Annotated in this window: 5 protein-coding genes; 1 reads left to right on the forward strand and 4 read right to left on the reverse strand. The window is 66.3% G+C overall.

Going from position 1 to position 4,839, the window contains the following annotated elements:
* Window positions 1–397 precede the first annotated feature (397 nt).
* The 3 genes from hfaD to hfaA are packed head-to-tail and all read right to left on the reverse strand — an operon-like array spanning window position 398 to window position 3,024.
* Window positions 398–1,579: a holdfast anchor protein HfaD gene (gene hfaD / locus ASD21_RS09430; protein WP_056439998.1), complete on the reverse strand. Its 1,182-nt coding sequence runs from the start codon at window positions 1,577–1,579 to the stop codon at window positions 398–400.
* Complete coding sequence (hfaB, locus tag ASD21_RS09435) at window positions 1,545–2,558, reverse strand: holdfast anchoring protein HfaB (RefSeq protein ID WP_056440000.1); 1,014 nt, start codon at window positions 2,556–2,558, stop codon at window positions 1,545–1,547. The genes hfaD and hfaB overlap by 35 nt, the downstream gene beginning before the upstream one ends.
* The gene (gene hfaA, locus ASD21_RS09440) at window positions 2,548–3,024 is read right to left on the reverse strand and encodes a holdfast anchoring protein HfaA (protein ID WP_442856958.1); all 477 of its coding nucleotides are present in this window, start codon (window positions 3,022–3,024) and stop codon (window positions 2,548–2,550) included. The genes hfaB and hfaA overlap by 11 nt, the downstream gene beginning before the upstream one ends.
* A gap of 229 nt (window positions 3,025–3,253) precedes the next feature.
* On the opposite strand from hfaA, the gene ASD21_RS09445 reads away from it, so the two are divergent.
* The gene (locus tag ASD21_RS09445; RefSeq protein ID WP_056440002.1) at window positions 3,254–3,685 is read left to right on the forward strand and encodes a CBS domain-containing protein; all 432 of its coding nucleotides are present in this window, start codon (window positions 3,254–3,256) and stop codon (window positions 3,683–3,685) included.
* An 81-nt stretch (window positions 3,686–3,766) separates the two neighbouring features.
* On the opposite strand, the gene ASD21_RS09450 is transcribed toward ASD21_RS09445, so the two are convergent.
* Window positions 3,767–4,207, reverse strand: a complete 441-nt coding sequence (locus ASD21_RS09450; RefSeq protein ID WP_056440004.1) for an RrF2 family transcriptional regulator — start codon at window positions 4,205–4,207, stop codon at window positions 3,767–3,769.
* Window positions 4,208–4,839: the final 632 nt, after the last annotated feature.

Genomic DNA, 4,839 nt, shown 5'->3' on the forward strand with positions numbered 1-4,839 from the left:
GACCTGATCCTGCCCGTCCGAGGGGGAACGTCGATCGGGATGAAACAGGCCCTCAATCGACGTCCCTCGGTCAAAACGGTTCGGCGGAGCGGTCAGGTCTAGCCGAAACGCACATCCAAACCCACGGTCATCCGGGCTGGGCCCGGACCGCTCCGCGCCTCCCCATCCACTCGTCGCGAAAGCCCGAGGTCGAAGAGCCGTGCCTGCAACGTCGTGCCCGCGAACACTTGCCCTCACCTGGCGGCTTCGCGGTCTGTCCGCCCCCACAGGGGGCGGAGGACGCGCGGCGCCGGCGGCGGCGCCTCTTCCCCCTGCGGGGGAAGACGACCGCGAAGCGGTCCGTAGGGGGCAAGTGATCACCGCACCCCATCAAGAAGGGAGCCCGGTCCTGACGATCCTAGTTCGTTACCGAGAAGGTGGCGTTGTTGCCGGTCGCCGTGGCGACGCCGACCACCGAACGACCGGCGTTCACGGTCACCGTCGAGCGGGCGCTGACGTCGACATTGTTGGCCTGGCTGTTGGCGGCGGTCATGGCGCCCCCGCACTGATTGCAGGCGTATCCGCTGACCGCGTTGCCGATCGCCGTGGCGCCGGCCCCGGCGTCGTAGCCGCTCGTCCCCTCGAAGCTGGCGATCACCTCGACCCCGCCGCCGTCATTGACCTGGACGTTGTCGAGCACCAGGCCCGGGCCGTTGGCGTTGCTGGCCATGGCCGAATTGCCCACGCCGTAGGCCGTGGCCTGGGCGCCGCCGAATTGGTACGAGCTCTCCTCGGCCTGGGCCCGCACATAGGCGGTGTTGACCTGGTGGCTGGCCACGTCCAGCAGCGTGCCGTCATTGGCGGCGTTCAGGTTGTTGCCCGAGGCGGTGGCGGCCGTGGTGGTCAGGTAGCTGTTGCCGTAGGCGGCGAACTTGGTGGCCGTGACATTGGCCGCGCCGTTGTTCTGGTCGGTGATGACCCGCGCCGCCGACTGGTTGGCGCCGGTCAGGTCGATGTTGTTGCCCGCCGCCGTGCCGGCCACGACCGCGGTTCCGGCCACGTACTGGATGATCGCCCCGCCGTCGGCGGCCACGTCGGCCTGGTTGTTCTGGCTGACCCGCGCGCCCATCGCGCCGTTGACCATCAGCAGGCCCTGGCTGTTGCCGGCCGCCAGGCTGGATTCGACCACGTCGCCGGCCTGGGCGGTCTCGGCCTCGATCTGACTGCGGGCGGTGACGGCGCCGCTGTTGGTCTGGACCATGAAGCCGCTGAGCGTGCCGTAGGCCGCCGTGGCCGTGCCGCTGTTGCCGACGGCCGTGGTGGTGACGGTGCTGCTGTCGCCCATGGAGCTTGAGACATTGACGACCCCGTGGGCGGTGACCGCGCCCTGGTTGACCTGGTTGGAGGTCAGGCCGGCGTCGGCGCCGACCACGGTCATGCCGAAGGTGTTGGCCCCGGCCGTGGTGGTGGCGGTGACGCCCTCGTCGGCGGTGACGACGTTCAGGGTCTGGTCGGCGAACAGGGCGCCGACGTTCAGCTGGTCGTTCGAGCCCTGGGTCGTTTGGCTAGTAGCGACCCCGCTTGCCAGCATCACGCACATTGGGATCGCTGCGATCGTTCCAGCGAGACGGGTCTTCGCGGGTCTGCGCATTGTTGGTTCCCAGGTTGTTGTAGGCGGGGACGAAGGCCCCGGTCGCGCCCACCGTGTTGCCGGCGTAGGGATCGTACTGCAGGCAGCTCTGCGGGCCGGGCATGCCATAGAGGTTGGCGCTCATCTCGATGGTCGCCCGCTCGATCAGCGAGCGCACGGCCAGCTGCATCGGCTCCAGCGCGCCGCGGCCGGCCGAGATGTCGAAGATGTTGCCATTAAGGAAGTCGAAGACGCCGACGCTGATCTCTCGGCCGACCACCTGCTTCTGGTAGGAGATCACGTCGACCACCTCCAGCGTGCGGGTGTTGATCAGCCGCAGGTCCAGGGCGATGTTCATCACGAACACCCGGCGGCGGAAGTTGGCCTTGAAGCCGTCGGTGTCCTTGTCGCCGCCATAGGCGTCGACGCCCGCCGAGCGGATGTTGTAGTTCAGCTCGGTGATGCCGCCCGCCACGTAGAAGTCCGACCCCGGCACCTGGCCCGCCAGGATGCGGCGATAGTCGGCCGGCGCGTCGGCGCCCGGCTTGGGGTTGTCGGAGATCAGCTTGTTGTTGGCGTATTTCAGTTCGTACTCCGACACCGAGGTGTCGAAGCGCTCGACCATCGGCATGCCGGCCTTGGCGAAGGCGGTCATGGCCAGCAGCGAGGCGCCCTGGGTGACCTTGCGGCCCGAACCGTCGGACTCTTCCTTGCCGGTGTAGTCGGCGATGCGGCCGATGGCGACGCGCGGCGCGACCACGTGATTGGTCCGGGCATATTGAGCCAGGCAGACGAGGCCCGCGGTGTAGGGGGTCGGGTTGGCGGTCACCGGCGCCGAGCCGATCGGCGTGGCGTAGTTGCCGTCGGTCATGGACTTGGGAACCCCGCCGCAGGCGCTCAGCGCGACGCAGGCCCCCGCCAACAGGAGGTTGAGGCGCTTACTGGCCATTTCCCGATTTCCCGACATTCGTTCCGGCCGTTATGGAGCCGTTGTTGATTTGACTGGAGTTGACGATCACCGTGTTGTTGTTGCCCTGGGTGACGACCGTCAGGTTGTTGCCGATCGCCGTGGAGCTGCCGTAGCCCCCCAAGGCGCCGACCCCCGAATAGCTGTCCAGCGATCCCGACGATTGGCTGGACGAATAGACGCTCTGGTCGGCGCCGGTCAGCATGACCCCGTCGACGATGACCCGGTTGCCGTTGGCGTCGCGGGTCGAATACTGGAGCACGTGGTTCTCGGAACCGGCCGTGCGGCCGTAGCCGGCGTTGAACGCGGCCGAATTGCTGTCCAGGGTCTGGGCATGGGCCTGGGTGGAGAGCACCAGGCCGGTCGCGGCCATGGCCAGAGCCAGAACCGCCGCGCTGATCGCCAGCGGGCGACCGGCGCCCGGCAGTTTCTTCTCACTCGCAGCCATCAGGAACCTCGTGAACACCGACGTGTCCGACGGCTAGCAACCCCCGTGCCAATATCGGACAGCGTTCGGTCTAACCCCGAAGGTCTCGCGATTTGGTTAAGTTCGCCGGTTCCGGGACGACTTTGGCGGTCGCGACAGGGATCCAGCGGGCCCCCGTGATCCAGCCCATTGATAAGGGGGCCGCTTTGCGAGACCCTGAGCTGAAATAAGTATCAGGGAGGATTAAGCTTTGCTGGTTTCTCAGATCCTGAAGGACAAGGGCGACCTCGTCTTCACCGCCTCGCCCAACGAGACGGTGGGGGCCGCCGCGGCCCTGCTGCACACCCGGCGCGTGGGCGCCATGGTGGTGCTCGAGGAGGACGAGACGATCGCCGGCATCCTGTCCGAACGCGACATCGTGCGGGTGATCGCCGAGGGCGGCGCGGCCGCCCTGTCCAAGCCGATCTCATTCTGCATGACCCGCGACGTGGTCTTCGCCCAGCCGGAAGAGACGGTCGATGCTCTGCTCGAGCGCATGACCGACCGCCGGATCCGCCACCTGCCGGTCTGCAAGGGCAAGCGCCTGGCCGGCATCATCTCGATCGGCGACCTGGTCAAATACAAGATCAGCGAGGCCCAGGCCGAGGCCGAGGGACTGAAGGCCTATATCGCGGCCGGCTGAGGCGGCGTCGCGGACCTGTTTGGGGCGGCGAAACAGGGGCCGCCCGCGCACTCTATATACGGCGCCTATATAGAGCGTCGATCAGCGCGTCGGTTCGCCCAGCAATTCCGCGCCCGAACCGGCGACCGCGTCGGCCAGGCTGTAGCCTTCCAGCACCGCCGCCGTGGCGTCGCGAGCCCGCAGCAAGGCTTCGCGCAGGGCGCAGGTGGCCAGGTCGCGGCAATCCTCGCAGCGGCGAAACGCCGTGCGGCTGACGCACGGGGTCAAGGCCAGCGGACCATCGACCAGTCGAATGATCTCGGCGAAGCTGATCAGGGTCGGCTCCCGGCCCAGCAGATAGCCGCCGAACTTGCCGCGGCGGCTGATCACCAGGCCCTGGCGCGCCAGTGTAAGAAGTATGGCCTCGAGGAACTTGCGCGGCGCATCGGCGCGCACCGCCAGCTCGCCGGCGGTGACCTGTCCGTTCTCGCGGGCCAGTTCGATCATGGCGCGCAGGGCGTAGCGCGCTTTCTGGGACAACATGGACGCGGGGCCTCCTCTTGCAGAGGTCTATGGAGGCAGGGGAGGGGATGGCGCAAGAGTCGTCGTCCCGGCAGGGCGACGAGGCCCAGCCTCAAACCATTCACAGATCCGCGCACAGGGAAAGAGATGTGTGCGGTTGATCAGGTCGCTTTTGCGGTTGCGACTCTTCGGGGCGGTGGCTAAACACCGCCCTCGCTTCGGGGCCAACGCCCGCCGGACGAATTCGAGGCCTTCGGGCCTTGCTTTTGGAAAGGTGGATCGCTAGGTTCCGCAGCCTCAATCGACTCGGTGACGAATTTGCGAAGACCCTGTCTTCAAGGGCTTCGTCGCCGCGCTTTTGTCCTTCGAAGCGGCTTCGGCCAGCTCATAGACGAAAGCGAAAAGGCCGGTTGACAGGGAATGGCGGCTTCAATAGAAACCGCTCTCCCGAGAGTAACAAAGCTGGTTCGCAAGAACTTCTGAAGTTGCTCTCCAAGTCTAGGTGGTTAATCTTCGGATTTCTTTCTTGACTTGATTGGCGGCCTTGACTAGAGGGTCGCTTCGGTTTGCTGGGTTTGCTTTCGGGCGGATTTGGCGGATTGGTTCGGACGGTTTTGTAAAAAACGGTTTGACACGGAATTCGAGGTTGGATA

The sequence above is a fragment of the Caulobacter sp. Root1455 genome, from assembly GCF_001426905.1.
Classification (GTDB): Bacteria; Pseudomonadota; Alphaproteobacteria; order Caulobacterales; family Caulobacteraceae; genus Caulobacter.

Coding starts and splice junctions, on each gene's coding strand:
- hfaD (WP_056439998.1), bottom strand. CDS start 1,579: ATGTGCGTGATGCTGGCAAGCGGGGTCGCTACTAGCCAAACGACCCAG.
- hfaB (WP_056440000.1), bottom strand. CDS start 2,558: ATGGCCAGTAAGCGCCTCAACCTCCTGTTGGCGGGGGCCTGCGTCGCG.
- hfaA (WP_442856958.1), bottom strand. CDS start 3,024: ATGGCTGCGAGTGAGAAGAAACTGCCGGGCGCCGGTCGCCCGCTGGCG.
- ASD21_RS09450 (WP_056440004.1), bottom strand. CDS start 4,207: ATGTTGTCCCAGAAAGCGCGCTACGCCCTGCGCGCCATGATCGAACTG.